This window comes from Amphritea balenae, from assembly GCF_003858655.1.
Classification (GTDB): Bacteria; Pseudomonadota; Gammaproteobacteria; order Pseudomonadales; family Balneatricaceae; genus Amphritea; species Amphritea balenae.
This window is the reverse complement of sequence record NZ_RQXV01000004.1, coordinates 164,027-186,703: the sequence shown is the minus strand read 5'-3', so window position 1 is coordinate 186,703 and position 22,677 is coordinate 164,027. Positions and strand designations below refer to the sequence as shown.

Below are 22,677 nucleotides of genomic sequence, written 5' to 3'. Positions count from 1 at the left end.
AAAACAACGGCAAAAGAATCAGATCAGAGGCGGGGAATTTCAATAGCAGGACAACGATCCATAACGACTTCCAGTCCGGCCGCTTCAGCCTTTTCTGCCGCCATCTCATTAATAACACCTAACTGCATCCAGACAGCCTTTGCGTTTACCTGAATGGCTTCATCCACAACGTCGCCCGCTTCAGCAGAGTTACGGAAAATATCGACCATATCGATCGGCTCTTTAATATCAGCCAACGATGCCACAACTTCCCGACCATGGATAGTTTCGCCAATCTTCATCGGATTAACCGGAATGACGTTGTAGCCTTTAGAGAGTAAAAAATGCATAACCTGATTACTGGCCCGGTGAGATTTTGGACTCGCACCCACCATAGCAATGGTTTTACTGGTTTCTAATACCCGACGAATAGTTTCCATCTATTACTGCTCCTTTTGCTTTTGTAGTTGACCACAACAAGGACATTCCGGATCCCGTCGTAGTTTGAGCGTTCGCCAGTCCATATAGCGACCATCTAAAAGTAATAATTTTCCGACCAGCGGCTCACCCACATCTGCCAGCACCTTTAATGCTTCCATCGCCTGTACCGAGCCGATAATACCGACTAATGGCGCCAAAACACCGCTCTCAGAACAGGTCAGGTTTTCATCGCTGCCATCACGATAAAGGCAACGGTAACAGGGCGCATCATCCTGGCGGGAATCAAACACCGCAACCTGACCTTCCAGGCGAATAGCCGCACCAGACACCAGTGGTTTACGGTGCTTCACACAAGCATCATTCACGGTGAAGCGAGTTGAAAAATTATCTGTACAATCCAGCACCAGGTCCGCTTTTGAAACCTGCTGTTCCAATTCAGAATCCGATAAGCGTCGATCGATTGTAATGACATCGGTATCAGGATTAAGTTCGGATAATGTCTGTTTAGCAGACGCAACTTTTGACTGGCCGATGGTGGAGGTACGGTGCACTATCTGACGCTGCAGATTAGTCAGTTCAACCTCATCATCATCTACCAGTATCAGTCGCCCTACTCCGGCGGCAGCAAGATACATAGCAACCGGGCTACCCAAACCGCCCACACCGATGATCAGTACAGTGGCATTCAGCCAGGCTTCCTGACCTGCAATCTCAATTTCTGGCAACATAATCTGCCGGCTATAGCGCAGCAGCTGTTCATCGTTCAGCATTATTCTTATTCTCTTTATCAGCTTTTTAACGGGTAAACCGATTAAAAAAACACTCAAAATCCCGTTAAAATTTTATCCAGACCAGGTTGCCCATGTTATACGGTCATTGCCGCCATAGTCCTGCGCCGAATCAATCTCTGTGTAATTCAGCTGTTTTAATATTTCCTGCACCGCCGCCGTTTGATCATAACCATGTTCAAATAACAGCTTGCCACCATCACTCAGATACTGTCTTGCCGTTGTAGCAATATAGCGGATATCCGCTAATCCATTTTCATCCGCTATCAAGGCGCTCAGTGGTTCAAAACGCACATCTCCCTGTTGCAGATGAGGATCTTGCGGATCGATATAGGGAGGATTACTGACAATCAGTTCATACTGCCCATCAACAGGCTCAAACCAGCTACCTTCAAGGATAGTGACATTGTTAAGCCCCAACCGATTACGGTTCTGTTCTGCCAGTGATGCGGCCTCAGCCACAAGGTCAATACCAGTAACCTGCCAGGCCGGGCATTCCGATGCCAGCGCCAGAGCAATCGCACCGGTACCGGTACCCAGATCTAATACTCTGGCCGTAGAATGTGGAATAAGTTCCAGTGCTTTTTCTACCAGACATTCAGTATCTGCACGGGGAATCAGTGTCGAAGGAGTTACATCAAGATCCAGAGTCCAGAATCCCCGGCTACCGGTCAGATGAGCCACCGGCTCACCCGACTCGCGTCGCTTCAGCAACGACTCAAAGCTTTCGGCTTCAGTCTCGGATAACTGATATTCAGGATGAGTAAAGAAGAAGGTTCGTGAACGCTGACATACATGGCATAGCAGCAATTCTACATCCGCCTGCGGGCTATCACTCAGCCCGACAAGCCGACTATGACATGCTATCGCTTCAGAAATATTCATAACAAAGCATTCATGGACAATCGATTAATCGCCGTCAGACAGGGCACCCAGCTGCTCAGCCTGATACTCGTTGACCAACGGATCAACTATCTGACCCAGTGCACCTTCCATCACTTCCTGCAATTTATACAGCGTCAGGTTAATACGGTGATCGGTTACCCGACCCTGAGGATAGTTATAGGTACGAATACGCTCAGAACGGTCACCACTACCGACCAGTGATTTACGGGTACTGGCCTGTTCAGCGGCATGCTTTTCCTGCTCCGCGGCTTGTAAACGAGACGCCAATAATGACATCGCCTTGGCCCGGTTCTTATGCTGTGAACGCTCTTCCTGACATTCCACTACCACCCCAGTCGGGATATGAGTCAGACGAATCGCAGAATCAGTTTTGTTGACGTGCTGTCCACCTGCGCCAGAGGCCCGGAAGGTATCAACCCGCAAATCAGCTTTATTGATCGCGATATCACTGACTTCATCCATCTCAGGCATGACTGCAACAGTACAGGCAGAGGTATGAATACGACCCTGAGATTCAGTTTCAGGAACCCGCTGCACCCGGTGAGCACCGGATTCGAACTTAAGCCGGGAATACACTTCCTGACCAACAATACGCGCGATAACCTCTTTAAAGCCACCATGCTCACCTTCGTTAGCACTGACAACTTCAATCTTCCAGCCCTGGTTTTCTGCATAACGGCTATACATCCGTAGCAGATCACCGGAAAAGATCGCCGCTTCGTCGCCACCGGTACCAGCACGTACTTCCAAAAAGACGTTCCGGGCATCATTAGGGTCTTTCGGTAACAGCAGAATCTGCAGTTCCTGCGCCAGGGTTTCAATGCTCTCTTTGGCTTCAGAAAACTCCTCTTTCGCCATCTCCCGCATATCAGGGTCAGAGTCTTCCAGCATCAACTGAGCTTCTTCAAGGTCTCCCTGAGCTGACTGATAAGACTGGAAACAATTCACCACCGGCTCCAGCTCGGCATACTCCATCGAATAGGCGCGAAACTTATCCTGATCGGAGATCACCCCTGCGTCACCCAACAGAGCAGCCAGTTCTTCAAAACGATCAGCCAGGGTTTCTAGCTTCAGGGCAATAGATTCTTTCATTACTAATCAGTCTTCTTTTTTTAATTCGGATAGCTGAAACAGATCCTGCGCCATCTCGAGATAGTCTTCACGCCCTTCAGCACTGGCTTTACGCAGCTGTACGGTCGGCGTATGAAGTAATTTATTAGTGAGTCCACGGGCAAGGTTATTCAGCACATCTTCGGCTGATTTGCCGTTCTGCAATTGTCGCAGGGCTTTTTCTAATTCAACATTTTTAAGTTGTTCGCCCTGTTGTCGCACCGCCATCACGGTTTCAACAGCACCCAGAGCGCGCAGCTGGCGCATGAAATCAACCGCCCCCGCTTCAACCATCGTTTCCGCTTCACGGGCTGCACTTTCACGACTGCGGACATTCTCTTCAATAACCTCTTTCAGGTCATCGACGGTATAAAGGTAGACGTCATCCAGCTCAGCAACCTCAGGCTCAATATCCCGCGGCACAGCGATATCAACCATAAAGATAGGGCGATGTTTACGTTTCTTAAGCGCTGACTCCACTGCACCTTTACCCAAAATAGGCAACTGACTGGCAGTAGAGGCAATCACAATATCAGCATCTTCCAACGCTTCCGGGATATCACCCAGTAGAATCGCTTTTGCACTAAATTCTTCAGCCAGAGCTTCGGCCCGAACCAAAGTACGGTTAGCCACGGTCATCTGCTGAACACCCGCTTCTGAAAGGTGACGGGCAACCAGTTCTATCGTTTCACCGGCGCCGATAAGCAGTGCTTTACTATCGCTCAGATCAGCAAAGATATGCTGCGCCAAACTCACCGAAGCATAAGCAACCGACACCGGGTTTTCGCCAATAGCCGTATCTGTGCGAACCTTCTTAGCGACAGCAAAGGTTTGTTGGAACAACCTGGCCAGTTCCGCCCCTACCACACCCGTATCCTGGGATACTGCATAGCAGGACTTTAGCTGTCCAAGGATCTGGGGTTCACCTAACACCATAGAATCCAGGCCACTGGCAACACGCATCATATGCTGGGCAGCTTCCTGCCCCCAGAATGCATAGCTACAACTCTGAAGTTCATCAGGGTCTAGCTCATGATAACCACCCAGCCACTCCAACAGAGCCCGGGTACCTTCAAGCTCTGTAGAGCAATACAATTCAGTACGATTACAGGTCGAGAGAATGGCAACTTCTTTCAAGTGAGCCAGCTCGCAGGCCTGTGCCAGTGCATCCGCCATCTGTTCCGGTGCGAAAGCAACTTTCTCGCGAACCGAAACTGAAGCCGTCTTGTGATTAATACCTAACGCGAGCAAAGCCATAGAGGAAAACAACATCCAGATCTGAATAAGCGCGTAATGATACACTTTATTAACTGAAAGGTTAAAAATCCCAACCCGGATCAGATCAATTTTTTTGCCTTTTTCGACATACTTGCAATCGAAGCACACCAAATCACTAATATTTCTCCCTTAGCAGGCCAATATATGACAAGCGACAGGGGATTCATCTATAGTGGAGCCATCTACCTTTGTGAAGCACAAGAACAGCTAAATGAAAGCACCTTTTATCGCGACTATCGTTACTACAGCATTAGCAACCGCATTACTAAGCGGCTGTAGCAGTATGCAAAATCAGGATACTCAGACCACCTCTGTCATCCCGCTTTCCAATGTAGAATATCAGCCCGGTGAACTAAACCGGGAAACCCTGTATGAACTGATCGTTGCCGAGATGGCGGGACAGCGAAAAAACTTCGATCTGTCGCTGGAGAACTATCTTCATCAGGCGCAATTAACCGGTGATGCAGCTATAGCCAAGCGTGCCACCCATATCGCGCAGTACCTGCAACGAGAGGACGAGTTACTTCTGGCAAGCTCTCTCTGGCAACAGGCCGAACCTGAAAACTCTGAGCCTTACCAGATCTCAGCCAGTTTATTACTGAGAAAAGGCGACTTCAGTGCTGCCCTGCCCCTACTACGCAAAGCACTAAAACACTCTGATAAGCAGTCTTTGTTAATCATTAATTCTCAGGCAGACCAGCTTAGTCCGGAAGAAACACAAGCTTACATTCAGCTGCTTAAAGAACATAAACAGCAAAACAATAGTGCTGAGTTACAGACAACGCTGGGCATACTTTATAAAAACCTGGGTAAACCAGAGCTGGCGTTCGATAGTTTTGACCAGGCCCTGGCGCTGGACAAAAGCCACAAAGCAGCACTATTTCAAAAAGCCGAGTTACTCCGCATACAGAATAAATACAAACAAGCCATTCGGCTGATAGAGCCTCAGCTAGACAGCGAACAAGCTGACCAACAGCTATTCACCCTTTATGTGCAGCTGCTGTTTCAATCAGATCAGATTAAAAAAGCCAGCCAACAAGCTCAACTTCTGAACGATAGCTTTCCTGACGAACCTCAGCTGAGTTTTTATGTTGCTCTTCTACTGCTTGAAAACAAGCAGATCGATCAGAGCCGGGCCATAATGGAAGATCTGTTGGAACGTTACCCTAACAATTCGACTCCACACTACTATCTCGGGCTAATAGAACAGCGCGAGAAAAACACTGAACTGGCAATTGAGCATTTCCTTAAGGTCAGAGACAGCAATAACATCATGCAGTCCTTCAGCCGGATATCTTCCCTGCTGGATCATCCCGACAATCAGTCCCGATTACAGACCATTATGCAGGAAGGCCGTAGCTCCTTACCGGAAATAAGCATTCAGCTATATGTGCTTGAAGCTGAATGGCTCAATCTTCACGATAGTAAAAGCAGTGCTCTCAGTCTGCTGGATGAAGCATTACAGCAACATAACAACGATATTAATCTGCTTTATACCAGAGCAATGACACTGGATCCGCAGGATATCAGCCTGATAGAGAAAGATCTGCGTCAGGTATTAGAGCTAGAACCAGATAATAGTATGGCTCTGAATGCACTGGGCTATACCCTGACCATTTATACCGATCGACTCGATGAAGCTTTTGACCTTATCAGTAAAGCGCACCAGTTAAACCCTCAGGATCCGGCCATCCTCGACAGCATGGGCTGGATTCTATACAAGCAGGGTAAAGCCCGGGATTCTATCAGCTTTCTGAAACAGGCCTGGGATGCGTTCCCCGATCCTGAAGTCAGCAGTCACCTGATCCAGGCTTACCACGCTGCAGGGCAGGAACAGCAAGCGCTCGACCTGCTTCAGCAAGAACTGCTGAAACACCCGGACAATGAGTTTTTGATCGATGCCGCCAGCGCCATCAACGCGCCACGCTAGAGGCTACAGTAATGTTTCGAAGCTTATTTGTACTATTCATTATTCTGCTTAGTGGCTGTTCCGCTTTAAACCTGACGCCCACAGAAGAGGTCGACACAGCGCTCAATCAGCGTCCCTGGCAGCAACAGCAAGCCATGATACTGGCTGCTGAGCGGTGGCGTTTAAAAGGTAAAATTGGCATCCGCACGGCCACTGACAACAGTAGCGCCAGCCTCTATTGGCAACAATTACAACAGCACTATGAGATAGAACTGACAGGACCACTGGGTCAGGGCGGCGCACGTATTGAAGGTAACGGTGCAGGTATCACTATCGATGTCGCCGGTGAGAAACCTATCTGGGCCCCCTCTCCCGAGCTACTCATGGAGCAAACGCTGGGTTGGCAATTCCCGGTACGAGAACTTCTTTACTGGGTTAAAGGAGTCCCGGCACCCGGCACACCATTCGAGTTGAGTCTGAGCCAGGAACTGCCTGAAAAAATCACTCAGAATAACTGGCAAATCAATTACTTAAGATTTACCGAGCAGAGTGGTTATCAATTACCAGGAAAGCTCACCATAAATCGTGATGATCTGCGCATCACGATCGTAGCTAAAGAGTGGCAAATTCTGCACTGAAAAGCATTGATTTGCCCTTCCATTTGTTTGACTTTAGTCAGCGCTTCCGGGAAAATGTGCGCCTCATTTGCGGCCTAAGCCGGCAATGAACAGTTACTGGGGTATCGCCAAGCGGTAAGGCAACGGGTTTTGATCTCGTCATGCGCAGGTTCAAATCCTGCTACCCCAGCCATCTTTTATAAGCTTTTTATAGTGTGCATAGGTGGTTAAGCATATAACAGGATTTAATCCTACGGTTATGCACAGCTATCTTTTCCTCACTATATAAGCATCTAACAGATGGAATACAGGACTCAAAGGCTAAATCTGTAGTAAAGATTGACGCCCAACACTCCTGAAAGATTTAACTAAATTACACTGTTTAAGAGTATGTGCCGGGCAGCGGTACCTGATCCTTCGCTAAGAGGTTGAATTAGAGTGCAAGCCCCGACATATACGACAAACGAATCTCAATTAAACGACAGCAGATCCGAGAAGGTAGACGCCGTGCCTAAAATGATGGTTTTCACTGGTAACGCTAACCAAGAGCTTGCCAATAAAGTCGTTGAACGCCTCGACATCCCAATGGGAGAAGCCACTGTAACTAAATTCAGCGATGGCGAAGTCAGCGTTGAGATTCATGAGAACGCCCGTGGTAAGGATGTTTTCATCCTGCAATCCACTTGCGCACCTACAAATGACAATCTGATGGAGCTGATTGTGATGGCTGACGCACTGCGTCGCGCATCCGCCAGCCGTATTACCGCAGTAATTCCTTACTACGGTTATGCCCGTCAGGATCGTCGACCACGTTCTGCCCGCGTAGCAATCAGCGCTAAAGTCGTTGCTGACATGCTGGCAGGCGTTGGTATTGACCGCGTACTGACCGTTGATCTGCACGCCGATCAGATCCAGGGTTTCTTTGATATCCCTGTTGATAACGTATACGGCTCTCCGGTTCTACTGGATGAGATCGCACGTCAGAAATACGAGAATCCAATTGTTGTATCCCCTGATGTAGGCGGTGTAGTCCGCGCCCGCGCCGTTGCTAAACAGCTTGATGACTGCGACCTGGCAATCATCGATAAGCGCCGCGAAAAAGCTAATGAAGCGCAGGTAATGAACCTGATCGGTGACGTTGAAGGACGTACCTGCATCCTGGTTGATGATATGTGTGACACTGCCGGCACCTTGTGTAAGGCAGCTTCAGCACTGAAAGCAAACGGTGCTACTCGTGTTGTTGCTTACGCAACTCACGCAGTACTGTCTGGCGCTGCAATAAATAACATTACCGGCTCTGATCTGGATGAACTGGTTGTGACTGATACAATTCCGCTGTCTGAAGCAGCTGCGAATTGTCCTCAGATCCGTCAACTGACTCTGGCACCATTGCTGGCAGAAGCGGTACGCCGCGTCTGCAATGAAGAATCTATCAGTGCAATGTTCCGTTAAGCCCGACTCAACAGTCCGCTTAACAAAAACATTGAAATAATCCGCTAGTTAGCCGCAAGGCATAACTAGCGGACTGACTGATACAGGCTCCTGTGAAGGAGCAACGTGCCCATTAAGGGCTAACTAAACCAACTGCAATTACCTGGTCGCAAGGTACTTGCAGTTTTGTTTTTATTATAGGTATTAAAATGACCGATTTTGTATTGAATGCACAGCCTCGCGAAGACGAAGGGAAAGGTGCGAGCCGCCGCCTGCGTCATTCTGGTTTTGTTCCAGCTGTAGTTTACGGTGGTGACAAGCGCAAGAAGCCTGTGTCTATCTCTCTGGAAAACCGCGTACTGGTTAAGCAGCTTGAAGATCCTTCTTTCTTCTCTTCTATCCTGACTATGGAACTAGAAGGCAAAGAAGAAAAAGTTATCATCAAAGATCTGCAGCGCCACCCTGCACGTAACTCAGTTCTGCACATCGATTTCCAGCGCGTAACTAAATCTACGCCTATCGAAATCGTTGTTCCTCTGAACTTCATCAACTTCAACAAGTCTCCAGCGGGCAAAGCTAATGCTAAGTACGCTGTACAGCAGAACACTACTAAAGTGCGCTGCCTGGCTGACAAACTGCCAGAAGCACTGGAAGTTGATCTGGCTGAAATCGAGATGGGTCAGGTAATTCACCTGTCTGACATCACTCTGCCTGCTGGTGTTGAGATTGTACAACTGCGTCGTGGCGCTGACCGTGACCAAGGCATCGCTCAGACTTACGCTCCACGTGGCGCAAAAGCTGAAGGCTAATTAGTTAGCTGATACAGGTTCCGGTATGCAAGACCAGATACAATTGATCGTTGGCCTGGGTAATCCAGGTCAGAAGTACGACCAAACCCGTCATAATGCCGGAGCCGATTTTGTCGGGCAGCTTGCTGCCCGACAACTTATCTCTTTGAAGCCTGAAACTAAGTTTCACGGCCTCTACGGTAAAATCAGCCTGAACGGAAAACCGGTTCACCTGCTGATCCCTACCACCTTTATGAATCTTAGTGGCCAGGCGGTTGCCTCACTGGCTAATTTCTATAAGATTCCTGCTGAATCTATCCTTGTCGCACATGATGAACTGGATCTGCCCCCCGGTGTTGCCCGCTTTAAGCAAGGCGGAGGTCACGGTGGCCACAACGGTTTACGCGATATCATCAGCAGAATGGGCAACAACAAGAATTTCTACCGCTTGCGTCTAGGTATCGGTCATCCCGGTAGCGCAAGTCAGGTTAGCGGCTTCGTACTAAAGAAAGCCCCGACGTCAGAGTTCAATATGACCGAAGCGGCAATTGACGAAGCGCTGCGAGTGCTGGAACAAGCCACCAGTGGCGACTGGCAAAAAGCAATGACTAAACTACATTCTTTCAAAGCAGAATAACTACCACAGGACTACTGCCATGGGTTTCAAATGCGGCATCGTTGGCTTGCCAAACGTCGGCAAATCTACACTGTTTAACGCACTGACCAAAGCGGGTATCGGCGCGGAAAACTTCCCTTTTTGCACCATCGAGCCTAACGCGGGTATCGTACCTATGCCAGACCCACGTCTGGATGCTCTGGCAGAGATTGTGAATCCAGAACGCGTATTGGCAACAACCATGGAGTTTGTCGATATTGCAGGTCTGGTGGCGGGCGCTTCTAAGGGTGAAGGGCTAGGCAACAAGTTCCTGGCTAACATCCGCGAAACCGATGCGATCGCACATGTAGTACGCTGCTTCGAAGATGAAAATGTTATCCACGTATCGAATAAGATCGATCCACTGGATGATATTGAGATTATCAACACCGAACTGGCACTGGCCGACCTGGAATCTGTTGAGAAGCAGCTACAGAAAGTAATGCGTATCGCCAAAAGCGGTGACAAAGATGCACTGAAATCTAAAGTCATCCTGGAAAAAGTTCTGGCCCAGCTGGAAGAAGGCAAACCGGTTCGCGCGCTAACACTGAATGATGAAGAGCAAGCCGAGATCAAGCAGTTCCACCTGCTGACGACTAAGCCAACCATGTATATCGCCAACGTTTCTGAAGATGGCTTCGAAAACAATCCGCATCTGGATAAAGTACGTGCCCTGGCTGAAGAAGAAGGTGCTGAGATCGTCGCTATCTGCAACATGATGGAAGCCGAGATTTCAGAGCTTGAAGATGAAGAGAAGATGGAATTCCTGCAGGAAATGGGCATGAATGAGCCGGGTCTTGACCGGGTTATTCGCGCCGGCTACCAGCTACTGGGATTACACACTTACTTCACTGCTGGCGTAAAAGAAGTGCGCGCCTGGACAGTAAAAGAGGGTGCTACCGCTCCCGAAGGCGCCGGCGTTATCCACACCGACTTCCAGAAAGGCTTTATCCGTGCAGAAGTCGTTAGTTACGACCACTTCATTGAATTCAATGGCGAGTCTGGCGCTAAAGATGCCGGCAAATGGCGCCTTGAAGGAAAAGATTACATCCTTAAAGATGGCGATGTAGTGCATTTCCGATTCAACGTATAAATAGCTATGGCTGTTTAAAAAACAGTCAAAAACAAGCCGCCCGATAGCAATATCCGGCGGCTTTTTTGTAGCTGAAAATTCAGTACAACATTTCCCTGCTTTTTTAACTCTAACCGGTTGACAGGCATGCCAAAAAAGAGAATAATTCGCGGCCTTGATAAGTGCTAAGGCAATATAGCTCAGCTGGTTAGAGCATCGCATTCATAATGCGAGGGTCGCAGGTTCGAGTCCCGCTATTGCCACCATGCCTTTATCAATAATGCTGGGGTATCGCCAAGCGGTAAGGCAACGGGTTTTGATCTCGTCATGCGCAGGTTCAAATCCTGCTACCCCAGCCATCTTTTACAAACTATTTATAGTGAGTAAAAAGGTGAGTATTAATTAGAATTCTATTCTGATTATTACCAACCACATTTGTATAACAGTTATTAAACCCACTGTTATATAAACGGCAATATAGCTCAGCTGGTTAGAGCATCGCATTCATAATGCGAGGGTCGCAGGTTCGAGTCCCGCTATTGCCACCATTATGTTGCTGGGGTATCGCCAAGCGGTAAGGCAACGGGTTTTGATCTCGTCATGCGCAGGTTCAAATCCTGCTACCCCAGCCATTTCCTACTTCAGGAATTACCACTCCAATTGTTTAATACCCCTTTAGCTTACTAAGCTTCTCGCTTTTGAACTGAATCTGGTTCGCCACGATTATGTCATTTGTAAGACACCAGAATAAGCCTCTTTAGTTATCCATTTCTGCCCCTTGCCCCACAGATCTATACTCCGCAACGAACAAATATCATTAGCTATTCAGCTTTGCCACAACCCAACCCCAGCAATCAAACAAACGTTTTATTTATGCTATTGATTTAGATACTGCTTTTCAGCCTGACAGAACAAAATAAAGGGGATACACTGGGAGCTTCCTAGCTGTTGTTTAACGATAGAAGAATGCGATGAGCGGACAAGTTAAAACGGGGAACCCCGACGCCCTGTTAAAAAGGATTATCTCAGAGAAGCGTCAGCGTCTGCGCAAGAATGTGCACATACTGTTTCTCGGGCTTTCAGCGGAAGAAGCCGATCCAATTATCACCTTACTACGTGGTGCCCGCTTAGCTCCCAGAGGCAAGCAGGTTCAGTCTGCAGATGAATTCAGTGCAGCCTTGAGTGAAAGAGCCTGGGACCTGATTCTCAGCCCTCAGGTGGAAGGTAAGTTTACCGCCAAAGAAGCTATTCAGATCCTGCAACGACAAAACCGGGATATACCTGTTATCCAGCTAGTACCCAAGAGCACTAATCAGTCATTATTGCAGGGCTTAAAAGCAAAGATGGCGGCGGTCATCTCTCTGGATGAGCAGGAACTTTTGCTGATTCAGATTCGCCAACAGCTTGAACACCTGGAAAATCGCCGTCGCCTTAAAGCGGTTGAAGTTCAACAGACCGAAACAGAGAAGCTCTGTAAACAATTATCTGATCTGTCCGTACTACCGATCCTCTACCTCAACTCTGACCTTCACCCTGTCTATACCAATCAGGCGTTTGCAGATCTGTTCGGTCTGGAAGACAAGCAAAACCTGCATGGCCAGAGTCTGGATAAGTTTGTCGCGATGAAACATCGTGAACAACTGATTACAGCCCTTCATAGCAGCCTGGATAAAAGTATCGATCCGGTACAACTGGAGCTCAGTGGACGCCGTGTTGACGGCACTAACTTCATGGCGAGTTTTAGCATTCAGCCGGCACGCTATCAGCATCAAAACTGCATACAGGTCATCATTGAACCAGACAGCAAAGCCAATGAAGACAGCTTTGCCAATCTCGACCCTATCACCCGCCTGTATGACAAAGACTATCTGTTAAACTCACTGGAAAAGGCAGTACATAAAGCGTTACCCGGTGGGGCAGATTGTAATCTTTTATATATTAAGTTCGATAACTACGCGAACCTGCTCTCAGAATTAGGCAGTAAAGGTACCGATATAGTACTGGCTGATATAGCCGAACTACTGCATGCCAAAATTAACCGGGCTCATATATGCGCACGCATCGGTGATGGTATTTTCGCGGTACTGTTTCATGACCCCAACACCAGTAAAGCGATTAAACTGGCTGAACTGCTCTGTAAGGCCATTTCACAGCAACAGATAGATGTCACCGGAATAACAATTCAAACCACCTGTAGTATCGGTATCAGTACGATCAACGATAATGCCCCGCATTACCTTGAAATACTGGATCAGGCTCGGCACGCGGCAGAATCAATTAGTAGTAAAGAAGGCAGCGGCAATGGGGCTAAACTCTATGAACTGGTACACCAGGCCGAGCTTGAAGAGGATAACTCTGCGATTAAGCTGATTGAAGATGCGCTGGCCAATGATCAGTTCCACCTGTTATTTCAGCCGATTGTTGGACTGACCAGCGCTAATGGGCTTGGCAACTATGAAGTATTTTTAAGGCTCAGTGATAATGAGAGTACCGAAGGTGTCTCACCCAATGTATTCCTCACCACACTGGATCATGCCGAAACCAGTATTAATCTGGACAAATGGGTCATTCAGAATAGCTTCACCAAAATTGCTGAACAGCTCAAAGAACAGAAACGCAACCGGATTTACATCAACCTGACAGCTCGGTTCTTTCAAAGCCCGGACACGCTCAAATGGCTTTCTGAGCAACTAAAGCAATATCGCATCCCTGCCGACCTGATCGTTTTCCAATTAAGCGAGTCCGACCTGACAACAGCTTTACCTCAAGCTGAGCGCTTTGCCCTGGGCATTAGCAAATTGGGCTGTCGACTTTGTATCAAACATTTTGGCATATCACCTAATAGTCTGGCACTGCGTAAAAAACTGAAACCAACGCTAATCAAATTAGATGGTTCCTATATCCAGGATCTGGATAACTTAAACAACGCCGACAAAGGCTTTGCCAAAATGATCGCTGAACTCAAGACGGCTAAAATCACCACAATAGCGCCGCTGGTCGAAGACACTAAGCTCATGGGTAAACTCTGGAAGTTTGGTATCGATTACGTGCAAGGTTACTACTTGCAGCCACCCGGCCCGGAGATGAGTTACGATTTCTTTGAGTAGTCAGAAACAACAAAAAAACCGCCAAAAGGCGGTTTTTTAGTTTTTATAACACTGACGTAACTACCAGCATGTGCGCGACCAACCTGAAGCTAGCCGCCCTTCACAGCAGTATAACGATTAATTAAGCGTATCCCGGTCCCTGAAGCCGATCAGGTAGAGAATACCGTCCAGCCCCAGGGTTGATATCGCTTGTTTGGCACTCTTACGAACCAACGGCTTAGCACGGAACGCAATGCCTAAACCGGCAATCGACAGCATCGGCAGATCATTCGCACCATCACCAACGGCAATCGTCTGTTCGAGGCAGACCCCCTCTTTCTCGGCGATTCTACGCAGCAGTTCCGCTTTGCGCTTACCATCCACCACGGTACCGGTAACATTACCGGTCACCTTACCATCGACAATTTCCAGGTCATTGGCATAAACGTAGTCAAAGCCCATCTTCTGCTGCAGGAAGTTAGCGAAGTAATTAAAACCACCGGACAGAATCGCTGTTTTAAAGCCAAGCGCCTTAAGATTAGACACCAGCTCTTCAACACCTTCCGTCAACGGTAGCCGTTGAGCAATATCAGCCAGTACAGACTCATCCAAGCCCTTCAGCAGTGCCATACGGCGCTTAAAGCTCTCAGTGAAGTCTATCTCGCCACGCATAGCCGCTTCAGTGATCTCGGCAACCTGATCGCCGACACCGGCCTCTTTAGCCAATTCATCGATCACCTCAGCCTCAATCAGGGTTGAGTCCATATCGAATACCACCAGACGACGGTTACGACGATAGATATCATCTTTCTGGAAGGCGATATCAACATCCAGATCGCTGGCAATACGTAAGAATTCTTCACGCAGTTGAGCCGTATCAGCAGGAGCACCCCGTACTGAAAACTCAACACAGGCCTTGGTTTTTTCCTCAGCGCTATCAAGTGAAATACGCCCGGATAGCCGGCTGATATTATCAATATTCAGACCATGATCAGCCGCAGTCTGGGCCACTTTACCTATATGCTCTGCAGTCACTTTACGTGCCAACAAAGTAATAATATGGCGAGATTTACCCTGTGCGCCTACCCAGCTTTCATATTCATCACCGGAGACCGGTTCAAAGCGGATATTGACATCCAGCTCATGGGCTTTAAACAAAATATCGCGCAGCAGTGTTGAAGCCTCGGCTTCAACAGGGACTCCAATCAAAATACCCAGTGATAAGGTGTTGTGGATAACCGCCTGGCCGATATCGAGAATGTCGATATCAAACTGTGCCAGTATGCTGGTAATTGAGGACGTAACTCCGGGCTTATCCTGACCGGAGATGTTAAGCAGAATTATCTCTTTCATGACCTGATTTTTTATATAGTGTAAAAGCGCTGTGTGTGAAGTTGCGAAAATTATAACATCTCAGCCCATGAAGTCTGTTACAGATCGAAACTAATGCTGCATTTCAAACCTGCAGGTAGCAGATAATCACTATTTTTCAGAACCAGACGTACACCAAAAGTGCCACTGGCGGCATCTAAAACCCGATCAACAATGGAGACTCTGGCCAGATGCTCACTTGCCAGCGGCTCCTCCAGGGTAACCTCCGCTTCACTACCCTGGACTATTTCACCAAAGTATTTTGCCGGCATCACCGCCTCTATATAAAGCGGATCCAGTTGAGCGACCTGTAGAATAGGTTCTTCACCTACATATTCACCGGCATCGAGGAAAGTATCGACAACCACACCGGTGATAGGGCTGCGTATGGTTTTCTGCCCCAGCATCGCCCGGGTCTGAGCCATCTCATAACCGTATAACCGATTATTCATGATGATCTCATCTTTCTCCTGTTCAGAGATAAGATTACGCTCATACAGCTCAGTATTACGCTTAATTGTGCGCTTGCCATATTCGGTCTGGGCCTGATTCAGCTTCAGGGTGGCCTGCTCAACTTCCGCCCTCAATTTAACCAGTACGTCACCTTTGCGGACAAGATCCCCCCGCTGCACTAATACCTTATCAATCACCCCCACCACCGGACTGGCGATACTGGCGTCAACGCTGGGGGTCAGCAAACAATCCATTGCCCGGGCGGGGGTATTGGTATTAACAGACCCGAATCCCTTATTATCTGACTGTGCCGCAGATGACTCATCCAACGGCATATCCAGCAGTTTTTGCGCTTCTGATTCGGTTACAGCCAGCACATTAGTGGCCAGCAACATACTCATCAGGGTTATTATTCTGATCATTAATCCACCGATCCTGCAAAAGCTAATAATTCATTTTGTTTGTGATCATACTCAAGGGTGGCTTGCCGTGCCAGATAGTTCTGTCGTTCAACGAACTGCTGTTCGGCCCGTAACAAGCTTAATGCAGCTTTCTGGCCGGCGACTGAACTCACACCCAGGCTACGACAAGTCGGTTGCAGACTCTTACCCCGCAGTGAGCGAACCGGCTGATTTTCCAGACTCAGCAACATCTCAAAGCTACCCGGGTCGCCCTGCCGGGCGCAGCGCCCTGCCAATTGCCGATCAACCCGGCTCGACTCATAGTGCTCGGTCAGTATCACATGCAGCCCTCCCGCCTGTTGCACCGACGGCGATAACTTAATATCCGTGCCCCGCCCCGCCATATTGGTCGCCACCGTAATACGTCCCGGCTGTCCTGCTTCGGTAACAATACCGGCTTCTTCTTTATCCTGTTTGGCACTCAGTACCTTGTGCGCTAAGCCTGCCTGTTTAAGGTGCTCACTGGCAATCTCTGACTCTGCCACTGATGCGGTACCTATCAGAATGGCGCGACTCTGCTGTACCAATTCCTGGCAGCGCCCGGTAACAGCTTGCCAGCGGTCTTTATCTTCTCTAAATACCCGGGATTGCAGAGCAAGCCGACGCTCAGCTTTATTAGGTTTAACCGGCGTGACTGGCAGACGGTATACCCGCCATAGTTCGTCGCGTACTTCCCATGCGGTGCCTGTCATACCCGAAAGGTGCAGATAACGGCGAAAAAAGTTCTGATAGCTTATCCGGGCCAGCGTGACTCGCTGCTGAGTCAGTTCACATTGCTCTTTCAGCTCCACCATCTGATGCAGGCCTTTTTCCCATGAGCGCCCTTCCATCACCCGACCCGACAGTGCATCGATCAATTCAACTTTACCTTCCCGCACCAGATAGTCTTTATCAAGTTCGTAGATAAAGCGGGCCAGTAGTGCTTTGTGAATAATCTCTTCCCGCCGTATCGCGCCTTTCCAAAGCGGCCCCAGGTCCTGACTCAGGTACTGTAGTTTTCTGCGCCCTTCCTCGGTCAGGTCGATTTCACGCTTATCTTTATTAAGCATAAAATCGTCATCCTGCTGCAATTGAAACGACAGTGCCCAGCCTGTTTCGATAAAAGCCTGTTCTTCTTCGTTACCTTGCACACCGGAGATAATCAGAGGGGTTCGGGATTCGTCTATCAGTACACTGTCGGCTTCATCCACCAATGCGAAGTGCAATCCCCTTAGCTGCAACTGAGACTCTACCTTGGTTGTTTTCAGCGATTCGACCTGCATTCTTAACGGCTGCCGATGCTCAAGTTTCATCTGATCACGCAGGTAATCAAAAACCAGCTCTTTGCCGGTCACATAGACAATATCCCGACTGTAAGCATCGCGCCGGCCTGCCGGGTCGACTTCATGAGTTATGATTCCCAAGGATAAACCAAAGCACTGATACAGCGGCGCCATCTCTTCAGCATCCCGCGCGGTCAGATAATCGTTCACGGTGATAACATGTACCGGCAACCCCGCCAGCGCAGCAGTTATCACAGGCAGTACTGCGGTCAGGGTTTTACCTTCACCTGTTTTCATCTCGGCTATACGGCCCTGCACCATGATCCAACCGCCCGTCAGCTGGCTATCAAAATGCCGCATACCCAGGACCCGGCCCGACATCTCCCGGATAATGGCAAACTGTTGCGCTAATAAAGCATCACTGAAGCCTTCGACCCGAATCAGATCACCCAGCTCACGTGCACTCTGAACCAACTGTTGATCAGAGTTAGTGTCCAGTTGCTCAGTATGACGTTTAACGGCATTAATAAAACGCCGCTGGCGCAACTTCATGCGTAAAGGGTTTAATTCAAATCGCCCCACCACTCGTCGCTGCAACCGCTCCAGCCAATCAGCCTGACGTACCGGACGTTCAGGCCGATGCCGGTAATCTGCCGGTGCATGATCGAAAGTTCGGAACATCAGAATTCAAGCTCCCTCAGCAAAGTCCGCCGAATCTGGCGGTATATGCGAAAGCCCACCGGTTCCGGGCTGTGCTCGAAGCGTACATAAACCCGTTCACCTATGCGGGACACCGGCATATCCTCTATCTGAATATCAAAAATAAAAACCGGATCAAAGGCTTCAGGTGCATCCTGCGCGGCAGGGTCTAGTGCAAACTGTCCACCGCCATCAACGGAAAGTGCTGCACTGGGAAGAGCCTTTTGTGCACTGGGAATTTCACCCACCAGCCGGGCAGCGATAACCTGATCAAAATTCTCCGATAAACGTACTGACAATTGTTGTAGATCGTTACGCACAGCAGCGACCTCATCCTGACCCACGACCGCCCGTATGCGATATTCACCCGGCTGTAGCAGATAGCCCATCAGCGTACCACGAGGGATATAACGGTCCTGTGGATCAACCGGCATAGCCAGCTGAAACACCCCATCAGCCGGGCTCAGCATAACCAGATCCCGTTTCTCATCTAAACCACGACTTAACTCAGCACGGGCCTGTTGAATTTCTTCCTGAATGATTCCGGCTTCATTCTGGCGCTCATCCGCCACCGCCGTACGGTAATGCACCAGCAACTCTTTAATACGTCCGGCCGTACGGTCCAGCTGCGATTCCAACTCATCATTCTGACTGACAAACAAAGTCTGCCCCGCACTGACCTGCTCACCGGAGCGGGTTTTAATCTGCTCTAAAAAACCATTACTAGCGGCCATTAGGCGAGCGGACTCTGGTGCCCAGAATATTCCGTGAGCAACCGTCATTCGAGGCACTGGTATCACGAATAACAACACCCCGATCATAGCAAATACTGCAATAGTAACACCTGCAGCCCGACCCCTTTTCTGTACCATGCGTCGATCCATAAACAGATATTTAATGATGCTAATTAAAGGTTTACCAAACATATTGTAGAGCGACAAGATAGCCAGAAGAATACCGATAAAGAACAGTTCACTGGCGACAAACAACACAATACTGATGGTAATAAAAACCCGATAGATAAAGCTGGTAACCGCATAAAACAACAACCAGCGAGCTTCGCCCCGGCTATAGGCTGGCGACTCTGAATCCTCCTGACCTAACAGGTATTTCTTACATAGATAAGCGACTTGTCGGGTACCACGCCCCGCCAGATTTGGAATCTCGAGAAAGTCCGACAATACATAGTAAGCATCAAAGCGTAGCAGGGGGTTACCATTGAATAACAGCGTTGATACACCGGCAATCAGCAGTGTATTAAACGCCAGACTACGTACCAGACCCGGCTCAGCATAAACCCATACCGCCATTGCCACCGCCGCGATAAACGCTTCCACAATAATGCCGGCACCGGCAACCATCATGCGCGGATATTTATTACGAAAAGCCGCCGAAGAGGAAGCATCAACATAGGGTATAGGCATAAAAATCAGGAACATCACCCCCATCTCATGCACTTCACCACCCCAGCGTTTCAGGGCGTAAGCATGGCCAAACTCATGAATAAGTTTAACCACCGGATAGACCAGCCAGATCAGAAACAGGTTTTCTGCCGCCAACACCCGGTCAGCCAGGTTTTCGGTCAACTCATCCCAATGATAGCCCGCCTGAATCAACGCCCAGCCAATACACCAGAGCCATATCAGCCCCGTTATCGGATTAAAAAGCCAACGACTCAGGCCCGCCGTGCGGTTCAGAAAGGGTTCGGGGTCTAACAGTGGGATCTTAATGGCCAGAGGTGACTTCACCACCGCCATCACTTTATTGCGGCGTTCACGATCTCGACGCTCAGAGGCTTCACGAATATCGGGGATAACATCGGTTTGCACCAGATCAACCCGATACAGCTGTGACAATAACTGGATAACTTCGTCCTGGGAGGGCATATCATCGCCCAGCTGATCACCGGCGCTGTGCCAGATCTGATCCAGATCCCGCTGTCCATCCATGAGCCCGATCAGGGCATAAGCCTGGGGCGTAAAGCGATGATAGCGGCCACTGGCATCATCCTGAATCACATACCAGACATCACCACGATAGATATGTCGGTTAATCTCAACATGAGAACGCAACCGGGGTTTAACCGCTGCGACCCGGTGCCAGAAAGGGCTAAACAGCGACGCCGACATCAGGGAATCCAGGACCAGAGTTTAAGTTTCACCCACTGAATCAGTGGATAACTCCAGATCCAGATCAAACGCCGGTCGTCAATTTCAACTTTACCTACGCCTTCCATACCCGGACGTAAACCCGGTGAAATATCCTGCAGTTGCGCCTCAACTCTGAAATAGTTACCACCATCTCTGGCTTCAGTCACTGGTGTCACCTGGGATACGCTGAACGCAAAACTCTGCTCCGGTAATGAGTTCAGAATCAACCGCCCCTGCTGGCCATTATCAATATCGGCCATACGGTGTTCATCTATCCACAAAATCACCCGATAGCGTTCAAGGGGGGCGACTTCAAACAGCACCTCACCCTGCTCTACCGCACTGCCTAAGCGCTGACTCAGGTCACCACTCACCACTAAGCCATCGAAAGGCGCTTTAAGGCGGGTACGTTGCAGTTGGCTTTCAATCAGGTTGAGCTGCGCCAGGTTTTGTTCCAGCTGCGCTTGTAATATCTTAGCTTCAGCCCGGTCCCGATTAGCGACCGCTTCTTCGTATTGACGTTGTAACTTAGCACCTTCACTGAGGTAGCCGAGCTTTTCTAACGTCAGATCACGGTCATCCAGTCGACTCATCTCCTGCCCGGCACTGACCCTGTCACCGGCCTTTACCTGCGCATCATCCAGATAGCCTTCAAATGGCGCAACCACCGCACGACGGACCTCGCCCTCTAGCACACTGTCGGCGGCAACCCGATAAGTCCCTGTCGCAAAGGTAAAAAACAGACACACCAACGCGATACTCGTGAGGATAAGCTTACGCCCCAGATAACCTGCACCAAACAAACGTTGTAACTGGGTTTTAGTCGAGCGATACAGATGCTGATACCAGGAACTATCCTGATTCTGTTTATTGCGCAGCACCTCACTAGACAGGGCAACAATACTGCAGATCCGGCCTTGTTCCTGTTCATCAAATGCCTGACCTACAGGGCGCTCCAGTGTCACCGCACCAAAATAATCATCACCACTGTGTAATGGTATAGTCAGAATATTAGCGTTACCGCCCGACTGAGAAAACTGCGCATGTTCGCGCATCACCAGCTGACTTTCATCCGTAGCAGCAGCGTTATAGCTGATCACTCCGCGCTGCAGAATAGCCTCATCCATCACCCCGGACAGGCGACGAATCAGATTCATTTTCTTACCGAACTGAGCACTATGGGACAGCGCAGTCACCTCGGTCTGGCGGCTTTTTGTCAGACCAAAGCTTACTCGATCACAACCGTATGCTGCGGCTAACTCATTAACAAACCGCAACGCTGAAGGCTGAAAGCGGGCCTCGCTCAGCACCGCCGCCAGCAGATCAACCGCGCCGGACAAGCGATCAAACTGTTCTGTCTGTTCTTTACCCCGTTGACGGCGAACCAGCAGTTCAATCCAGGCGCTACCCCACTGAATCTGTTCCATTACTTCAGGCAGCACGATATGCGGGACATTAAGCGACAGCGCAACCACCCCCGCCAGCTCATCATCCAACCGAATAGGAAATGCCACACCGTAACTACCGGACGCCAGGGAATGCACCAATCCGGACGCCTCTTCAATGCCCTCTTCAATCAGTGCGGTAAACTCTTCATCCGGCTGACTTTTTTCTGGCCAGATCGCACTAGGGAGAAAGCCATTTTCACCGCTATCTAATACCAGTGTCGCCATAGTGACGCCACCGATACGGGTGCACATCAGTTCCAGCCAATATTGACAGTAGTCAGTATAGCTTTCAGCTCCACTAAACTGCACCCAGGCCTGGCGTAGTAACTCGTTACCGGTTTCAGAATCTAACTGCGAATCTAACTGCATAACCACCCTGTTTCAGTTCATTCAAAGACAACAATGCCCGGTATAAACCGGGCACTGACAAGCCAGCTTAAACTTAATGCTCAGCTTTAACCGCTTCAGCCGCTTCAGGACTACCTTCACCGATCTCACCGAAGCGCTCTTCGTATTGTGCCAGTACACCGTTCAATAAGGTCGCCATCCGCTTAGCAGCGTATGGGTTAAGAATAATACGATCTGACAGTTCAATCGTCAGCTGCTTCTGCTGTGCATTCCATGCCTGGTTCAGGCCAAACAGCATAGTAATTTCTTCCCTGGTACTGGAGACATTACACACATTGGCGTAAGTGCTGGTCATTTTAGAGTCATCCCAGCGAATAGTCGGGCTCTGTACCTTCTTTTCTTGATCTGCCATGTTGCTTCCTTAT

The 22,677-nt window shown here is 49.1% G+C and carries 18 protein-coding genes and 5 tRNA genes; 12 read left to right on the top strand and 11 right to left on the bottom strand.

Going from position 1 to position 22,677, the window contains the following annotated elements; translation table 11 throughout:
- Positions 1 to 23 precede the first annotated feature (23 nt).
- From EHS89_RS09040 to hemA, 5 genes are all read right to left on the bottom strand, one after another.
- Positions 24 to 419, bottom strand: a complete 396-nt coding sequence (locus tag EHS89_RS09040; RefSeq protein ID WP_124925823.1) for a CoA-binding protein — start codon at positions 417 to 419, stop codon at positions 24 to 26.
- Between the two features lie 3 nt (positions 420 to 422).
- On the bottom strand, positions 423 to 1,190 hold the full coding sequence (locus EHS89_RS09035) for a HesA/MoeB/ThiF family protein (protein WP_124925822.1): 768 nt from the start codon (positions 1,188 to 1,190) through the stop codon (positions 423 to 425).
- 72 nt (positions 1,191 to 1,262) lie between these two features.
- On the bottom strand, positions 1,263 to 2,093 hold the full coding sequence (gene prmC, locus EHS89_RS09030; RefSeq protein ID WP_124925821.1) for a peptide chain release factor N(5)-glutamine methyltransferase: 831 nt from the start codon (positions 2,091 to 2,093) through the stop codon (positions 1,263 to 1,265).
- A gap of 24 nt (positions 2,094 to 2,117) precedes the next feature.
- A complete protein-coding gene (gene prfA, locus EHS89_RS09025) occupies positions 2,118 to 3,206 on the bottom strand; it encodes a peptide chain release factor 1 (protein WP_124925820.1) in 1,089 nt (362 codons plus the stop codon).
- A 6-nt stretch (positions 3,207 to 3,212) separates the two neighbouring features.
- Positions 3,213 to 4,481, bottom strand: a complete 1,269-nt coding sequence (gene hemA / locus EHS89_RS09020) for a glutamyl-tRNA reductase (protein ID WP_124925819.1) — start codon at positions 4,479 to 4,481, stop codon at positions 3,213 to 3,215.
- Positions 4,482 to 4,713: 232 nt separating this feature from the next.
- Here hemA and EHS89_RS09015 point away from each other — a divergent pair, with 232 nt between their 5' ends.
- The 12 genes from EHS89_RS09015 to EHS89_RS08960 all read left to right on the top strand — a co-directional run bounded on the left by EHS89_RS09015 (position 4,714) and on the right by EHS89_RS08960 (position 14,081).
- Positions 4,714 to 6,432, top strand: a complete 1,719-nt coding sequence (locus EHS89_RS09015) for a tetratricopeptide repeat protein (protein WP_124925818.1) — start codon at positions 4,714 to 4,716, stop codon at positions 6,430 to 6,432.
- An 11-nt stretch (positions 6,433 to 6,443) separates the two neighbouring features.
- Entirely contained in the window at positions 6,444 to 7,049 is a 606-nt protein-coding gene (gene lolB, locus EHS89_RS09010) for a lipoprotein insertase outer membrane protein LolB (protein ID WP_124925817.1), read from the top strand.
- 97 nt (positions 7,050 to 7,146) lie between these two features.
- Positions 7,147 to 7,221 (top strand) — tRNA-Gln (locus EHS89_RS09005).
- A gap of 314 nt (positions 7,222 to 7,535) precedes the next feature.
- Complete coding sequence (locus tag EHS89_RS09000) at positions 7,536 to 8,480, top strand: ribose-phosphate pyrophosphokinase (protein WP_170167461.1); 945 nt, start codon at positions 7,536 to 7,538, stop codon at positions 8,478 to 8,480.
- 188 nt (positions 8,481 to 8,668) lie between these two features.
- Positions 8,669 to 9,268 carry a 50S ribosomal protein L25/general stress protein Ctc gene (locus EHS89_RS08995; RefSeq protein ID WP_124925816.1) on the top strand — a complete coding sequence of 200 codons (600 nt, stop codon included), beginning with the start codon at positions 8,669 to 8,671 and terminating at the stop codon, positions 9,266 to 9,268.
- Between the two features lie 25 nt (positions 9,269 to 9,293).
- The gene (gene pth / locus EHS89_RS08990; protein WP_124925815.1) at positions 9,294 to 9,884 is read left to right on the top strand and encodes an aminoacyl-tRNA hydrolase; all 591 of its coding nucleotides are present in this window, start codon (positions 9,294 to 9,296) and stop codon (positions 9,882 to 9,884) included.
- A 19-nt stretch (positions 9,885 to 9,903) separates the two neighbouring features.
- Positions 9,904 to 10,995, top strand: a complete 1,092-nt coding sequence (gene ychF, locus EHS89_RS08985) for a redox-regulated ATPase YchF (protein WP_124925814.1) — start codon at positions 9,904 to 9,906, stop codon at positions 10,993 to 10,995.
- A 168-nt stretch (positions 10,996 to 11,163) separates the two neighbouring features.
- A tRNA-Met gene (locus tag EHS89_RS08980) sits at positions 11,164 to 11,240 on the top strand.
- 18 nt (positions 11,241 to 11,258) lie between these two features.
- Positions 11,259 to 11,333, top strand: a tRNA-Gln gene (locus EHS89_RS08975).
- A gap of 112 nt (positions 11,334 to 11,445) precedes the next feature.
- Positions 11,446 to 11,522, top strand: a tRNA-Met gene (locus EHS89_RS08970).
- Positions 11,523 to 11,531: 9 nt separating this feature from the next.
- Positions 11,532 to 11,606 (top strand) — tRNA-Gln (locus tag EHS89_RS08965).
- A gap of 339 nt (positions 11,607 to 11,945) precedes the next feature.
- On the top strand, positions 11,946 to 14,081 hold the full coding sequence (locus tag EHS89_RS08960; protein ID WP_124925813.1) for an EAL domain-containing protein: 2,136 nt from the start codon (positions 11,946 to 11,948) through the stop codon (positions 14,079 to 14,081).
- A gap of 117 nt (positions 14,082 to 14,198) precedes the next feature.
- On the opposite strand, the gene serB is transcribed toward EHS89_RS08960, so the two are convergent.
- The 6 genes from serB to EHS89_RS08930 form a co-directional block, all read right to left on the bottom strand.
- A complete protein-coding gene (gene serB, locus EHS89_RS08955; RefSeq protein WP_124925812.1) occupies positions 14,199 to 15,413 on the bottom strand; it encodes a phosphoserine phosphatase SerB in 1,215 nt (404 codons plus the stop codon).
- Positions 15,414 to 15,490: 77 nt separating this feature from the next.
- Positions 15,491 to 16,306, bottom strand: coding sequence for an efflux RND transporter periplasmic adaptor subunit (locus EHS89_RS08950; protein WP_124925811.1), 816 nt, complete (start codon positions 16,304 to 16,306; stop codon positions 15,491 to 15,493).
- Entirely contained in the window at positions 16,306 to 18,288 is a 1,983-nt protein-coding gene (locus tag EHS89_RS08945; protein ID WP_124925810.1) for a preprotein translocase subunit SecA, read from the bottom strand. Before EHS89_RS08945 ends, EHS89_RS08950 begins: the two co-directional genes overlap by 1 nt.
- Complete coding sequence (locus tag EHS89_RS08940; RefSeq protein ID WP_124925809.1) at positions 18,288 to 20,435, bottom strand: zinc metalloprotease; 2,148 nt, start codon at positions 20,433 to 20,435, stop codon at positions 18,288 to 18,290. Before EHS89_RS08940 ends, EHS89_RS08945 begins: the two co-directional genes overlap by 1 nt.
- Positions 20,435 to 22,273: a GAF domain-containing protein gene (locus EHS89_RS08935; RefSeq protein ID WP_124925808.1), complete on the bottom strand. Its 1,839-nt coding sequence runs from the start codon at positions 22,271 to 22,273 to the stop codon at positions 20,435 to 20,437. Before EHS89_RS08935 ends, EHS89_RS08940 begins: the two co-directional genes overlap by 1 nt.
- Positions 22,274 to 22,346: 73 nt before the next feature.
- Complete coding sequence (locus EHS89_RS08930; protein ID WP_124925807.1) at positions 22,347 to 22,664, bottom strand: DUF3467 domain-containing protein; 318 nt, start codon at positions 22,662 to 22,664, stop codon at positions 22,347 to 22,349.
- Between the last annotated feature and the right edge of the window lie 13 nt (positions 22,665 to 22,677).

Coding starts and splice junctions, on each gene's coding strand:
- prmC (WP_124925821.1), bottom strand. CDS start 2,093: ATGAATATTTCTGAAGCGATAGCATGTCATAGTCGGCTTGTCGGGCTG.
- EHS89_RS08995 (WP_124925816.1), top strand. CDS start 8,669: ATGACCGATTTTGTATTGAATGCACAGCCTCGCGAAGACGAAGGGAAA.
- EHS89_RS09035 (WP_124925822.1), bottom strand. CDS start 1,190: ATGCTGAACGATGAACAGCTGCTGCGCTATAGCCGGCAGATTATGTTG.
- EHS89_RS08935 (WP_124925808.1), bottom strand. CDS start 22,273: ATGCAGTTAGATTCGCAGTTAGATTCTGAAACCGGTAACGAGTTACTA.
- prfA (WP_124925820.1), bottom strand. CDS start 3,206: ATGAAAGAATCTATTGCCCTGAAGCTAGAAACCCTGGCTGATCGTTTT.
- EHS89_RS08940 (WP_124925809.1), bottom strand. CDS start 20,435: ATGTCGGCGTCGCTGTTTAGCCCTTTCTGGCACCGGGTCGCAGCGGTT.
- hemA (WP_124925819.1), bottom strand. CDS start 4,481: ATGGCTTTGCTCGCGTTAGGTATTAATCACAAGACGGCTTCAGTTTCG.
- EHS89_RS08960 (WP_124925813.1), top strand. CDS start 11,946: ATGAGCGGACAAGTTAAAACGGGGAACCCCGACGCCCTGTTAAAAAGG.
- pth (WP_124925815.1), top strand. CDS start 9,294: ATGCAAGACCAGATACAATTGATCGTTGGCCTGGGTAATCCAGGTCAG.
- EHS89_RS09040 (WP_124925823.1), bottom strand. CDS start 419: ATGGAAACTATTCGTCGGGTATTAGAAACCAGTAAAACCATTGCTATG.
- EHS89_RS08945 (WP_124925810.1), bottom strand. CDS start 18,288: ATGTTCCGAACTTTCGATCATGCACCGGCAGATTACCGGCATCGGCCT.
- EHS89_RS09015 (WP_124925818.1), top strand. CDS start 4,714: ATGAAAGCACCTTTTATCGCGACTATCGTTACTACAGCATTAGCAACC.
- lolB (WP_124925817.1), top strand. CDS start 6,444: ATGTTTCGAAGCTTATTTGTACTATTCATTATTCTGCTTAGTGGCTGT.
- EHS89_RS08930 (WP_124925807.1), bottom strand. CDS start 22,664: ATGGCAGATCAAGAAAAGAAGGTACAGAGCCCGACTATTCGCTGGGAT.
- ychF (WP_124925814.1), top strand. CDS start 9,904: ATGGGTTTCAAATGCGGCATCGTTGGCTTGCCAAACGTCGGCAAATCT.
- serB (WP_124925812.1), bottom strand. CDS start 15,413: ATGAAAGAGATAATTCTGCTTAACATCTCCGGTCAGGATAAGCCCGGA.
- EHS89_RS08950 (WP_124925811.1), bottom strand. CDS start 16,306: ATGATCAGAATAATAACCCTGATGAGTATGTTGCTGGCCACTAATGTG.